Raw genomic sequence first — 2,923 nt, 5'->3', positions numbered from 1 at the left:
TTGTCGGCGATGGTGGCGGCGTTGCGTGGGTCATCCTCGGGGATGCCCTGCTCGACCTTGCCGACCAGGTCGGCGCCGACGTCGGCGGCCTTGGTGAAGATGCCGCCGCCGACCCGCATGAACATCGCGAGCAGCGCGGCGCCGAAGCCGAAGCCCTCCAGCACGGTCGGCGCGTCACCCCGGTAGAGCAGGACGACCAGCGCGGCACCGAAGAGGCCGAGGCCGACGGTGAAGAAGCCGACGACACCACCGGTGCGGAAAGCGATCTTCATGGCCGCCTCGCGGCCACCTGCTCGCTCTCTCGCGGCGGCGGCCACGCGCAGGTTGGCACGGGTGGCCAACCACATGCCGGCGCCGCCGATGAACGCGCTGAACAGGGCGCCCACCACGAAGAAGAGTGAGCGGCCGATCTTCACGGCGAGCTCACTGCCGTCGGTGTCGTGCACCGGAAGCAGGAAGAGCAGCACGACGGCGATGACGACGAAGATCGCCAGGGTGCGGAATTGACGGAGCAGGTAGGCCGAGGCGCCCTCCTGGACCGCCCCCGAGATCTCCTGCATTTTCTCGGTGCCCTTACCAGCGGCCAGCACCGTTTTCGTCAGGGCGGCAGCGAAACCGAGCGCCACCAGCGCGACAACCGCGGCGATGACGACGTAGGTGACATTGCTTCCGGTAAGGGAAAGCCCGCCGCCGTCGGCGGCCAAGGTCTCGGACATCTGTGTCCTCCTGTTACCGAACAATCGCGCCGGTGAGTGGAGACGCACTGACCGACGCCTGGATGCGGACTCGCAAGCGCGCGCCAACCCACCAGCGGACCAGCGATGACCACCCATACCCGCTGGCTGCGGGATGGGTCACTTGCTGACAACCCGGGTACTGTAGCCCTCCTCAGTGTTGGAGGTCACACCCAGGTGGCACCGTGTCGCGATGATCTTCGTCGCTGTGTTATGAAACGAAATCTGATATAGGGCCCGGTCCATGCAAAGAAGGCCGCATCCCCAGCTGGGGACGCGACCTACGCAGCGGAACCGTTCAGCGGCCGACCGGCCACACCATCCGTACCTCGGTGCCGATGCCCTCGTCGACCGGGCGCACCTGCAGGTCCTCGACGAAACCGGCGAGCAGCGCGAAGCCCACGCCGGTGGTCAGCGCCTCGTCGGTCAGCGACTCGTTGGCCAGCTCGTCCGGCGGCAGCGCGGTCAGACCGATGCCCGCCTCGATCGGCGCCCGGTCCACCACCCGCACGGCGTACGAGCCACCGTCGGACATCTCCACCAGCACCGGGTCGGCCAGGCCGTACTGCCGGTGCAGGGCGACCGCGCGGGTGCACGCCTCACCGATGGCCAGGCGCACCTCGTCCAGCAGGTCCTCGCGGACCCCGGCCCGTCGGGCGACGGCGACGCCGACCAGACGGGCGGTACGCACGTGCACCGGCGCGGGCGAGAACGAGAGCTTGACTGTCGCCATCACGCGCCGGCGCCCGCCGAGTCGGCGCTGACCGCCGCGTCGACAGTCGGGTGCAGCGGAAACACCTGGTCCAGTGCGGTGATCCGGAAGATCTTGAGCAGGGGCTCCTTGTCGCAGACCAACGCGAACGAACCGCCGGCGGAACGGAGCCGCTTGAGCGCGCCGACCAGCACACCCAGCCCGGTGGAGTCGAGGAAGTCCACCCGACCGAGGTCGACCACCACGTGACGCGCCCCACCGTCGATCAGCTCGAGGAGCCGTTCACGGAGCCGGGGTGCGGTGTAGACGTCCACCTCACCACCGACCTCGAGCACCGTGTGCTCGCCCACGGTGCGGGTCGCCAGTGACAGCTCCATCGGTCCTCCTCGCCAGAGCCGTAAACTCTCGTGGGCATCTAACCACTACCGCCGGGGCGGCCTGCGGACGCCAGCGGAGGCTTCCCCTTACCCCGGTGTCCGACTTTTCATCTCCGAACACCAGTGCGAGAGTGCAGGGCGTGACCTCCAACGACTTCAGCTCCGCGCGCCACGCACCGCGCGACGACCTGGAGTCGTCGTCCGCGGCCACCGTATCCGCTGGTCCCGGCCCCGGGCCAGCGCCGGTCGACCTGCTGCGCCGGCTGCGCGCCCGGGGCGCCGCCGACCCGGTCACCCACGTCGAGCGGGTGCCGGCCCGCACCGGAGTGCCCGCGCCCTGGCCGTCGTGGGCACCGGCGCAACTGCGCACGGCGTTCACCGGGCGCGGCGTGGTCGCGCCCTGGCAGCACCAGGCCGAGGCGGCCACCCTGGCGTACGAGGGCCAGCACGTGGTCGTCGCCACCGGCACCGCGTCCGGCAAGTCCCTGGCGTACCAGCTGCCGGCCCTGGCCACGCTGCTGGCCGACCCCCGGGCCACAGTGCTCTACCTGGCGCCGACCAAGGCGCTCGCCGCGGACCAGTTGCGCGCCGTCGCCGCGCTGGAACTGGAAGGGGTACGCCCCGCCTGCTACGACGGCGACACTCCACGCACCGAGCGGGAGTGGATCCGCCGGCACTCCCGGTTCGTGCTGACCAACCCCGACATGCTGCATCACGGCATCCTGCCCGGGCACGCCCAGTGGTCCGGCTTCCTGCGCCGCCTCGCGTACGTGGTGATCGACGAGTGCCACACCTACCGGGGCGTGTTCGGCTCGCACGTCGCGCACGTGCTGCGTCGGCTACGCCGGCAGTGCGCCCGGTTCGGGGCCACCCCGGTGTTCGTGCTCGCCTCGGCGACGTCCGGCGACCCGGCCACCGCGGCCGGGCGGTTGACCGGCCTGCCGGTGACGGCGGTCACCGAGGACGCCTCCCCCCGGGGCGGGGTGACCTTCGCGCTCTGGGAGCCGCCGCTGCTGCCACCCGACGCGGGCTCGTCCCCGCCGGTGCCACCAGCCTTGTCGTCCCCGGTGCCGCCGCAGGCGACCGGCGACGACCCCTCC

4 protein-coding genes are annotated in these 2,923 nt (G+C 71.2%); 1 reads left to right on the top strand and 3 read right to left on the bottom strand.

Annotation, left to right across the window (positions count from 1 at the left end; all coding sequences use genetic code 11):
- The 3 genes from KBX53_RS28000 to KBX53_RS27990 form a co-directional block, all read right to left on the bottom strand.
- Positions 1-716: sodium/proton-translocating pyrophosphatase (locus tag KBX53_RS28000; RefSeq protein ID WP_210862542.1), on the bottom strand; the 716-nt coding region annotated here is incomplete at its 3' end.
- A gap of 316 nt (positions 717-1,032) precedes the next feature.
- Complete coding sequence (locus tag KBX53_RS27995; RefSeq protein ID WP_030334228.1) at positions 1,033-1,470, bottom strand: ATP-binding protein; 438 nt, start codon at positions 1,468-1,470, stop codon at positions 1,033-1,035.
- Entirely contained in the window at positions 1,467-1,823 is a 357-nt protein-coding gene (locus tag KBX53_RS27990) for an STAS domain-containing protein (RefSeq protein WP_030334225.1), read from the bottom strand. Before KBX53_RS27990 ends, KBX53_RS27995 begins: the two co-directional genes overlap by 4 nt.
- Positions 1,824-1,963: 140 nt before the next feature.
- Here KBX53_RS27990 and KBX53_RS27985 point away from each other — a divergent pair.
- The coding region (locus KBX53_RS27985; RefSeq protein ID WP_309140874.1) for a DEAD/DEAH box helicase at positions 1,964-2,923 on the top strand (960 nt) is incomplete at its 3' end.

The sequence above is a fragment of the Micromonospora sp. M51 genome (genome assembly GCF_018070305.1).
Taxonomy (GTDB): domain Bacteria; phylum Actinomycetota; class Actinomycetes; order Mycobacteriales; family Micromonosporaceae; genus Micromonospora; species Micromonospora parva.
Note: the sequence above shows the minus strand (reverse complement) of the source record. Positions and strands in the feature narration are given on the sequence as shown.

Coding starts and splice junctions, on each gene's coding strand:
- KBX53_RS27990 (WP_030334225.1), bottom strand. CDS start 1,823: ATGGAGCTGTCACTGGCGACCCGCACCGTGGGCGAGCACACGGTGCTC.